Source organism: Oleiphilus sp. HI0080 (assembly GCF_001635135.1).
Genome location: NZ_LWFU01000868.1, coordinates 1 through 519 on the forward strand (window position 1 = coordinate 1; position 519 = coordinate 519).

Annotated in this window: 1 protein-coding gene; it reads right to left on the minus strand. The window is 43.5% G+C overall.

What is annotated here, in order from left to right:
- Positions 1–519 (minus strand): POTRA domain-containing protein (locus A3751_RS17435; protein WP_304439049.1); only part of this gene is annotated, 519 nt, incomplete at both ends.

A 519-nucleotide genomic window follows, 5' to 3' on the forward strand; every position in this document is an offset into this window, starting at 1 on the left:
CACGCGAAATTTGCTCAGCAGAAAGGGTGAGTTTGTTTCTAGAAAATGTATCTCCCGGCTTGATAAAGACAAGTTCTTCCAACTCACTCTTTTCAAGCACTAAATCCCCTTTGAGCTCAAAGTCACGAACAGTAAATAACGGCCCCTCATCAACGTTGATGGTAATAAATACGTTCTGTTTATCTGGAGAAATCGAGACCTGAGTAGACTCAATATTGAACTTGATGTAACCGCTATCAAGATAGTAGGAACGAATGCGCTCAATGTCACCACTCAGTTTCTCGCGGCTATACTTGTCATCACTGGTAATAAACGTCCAAAAACCTGGGGTTTTTAGCTCCATTAGGTCAATGAGCTCTTCGTCAGTGAACGCCTCATTGCCTACCACGTTAATATGTAGGATCGAAGAAACCTCACCCTCATCTATCTCTATATTGATATCGACTCGGTTCTGAGGCAGCTCTTCTACCTCCGCTTCTACGGAAGCGCTATAGCGCCCTTGTGTTACATACGAACGAA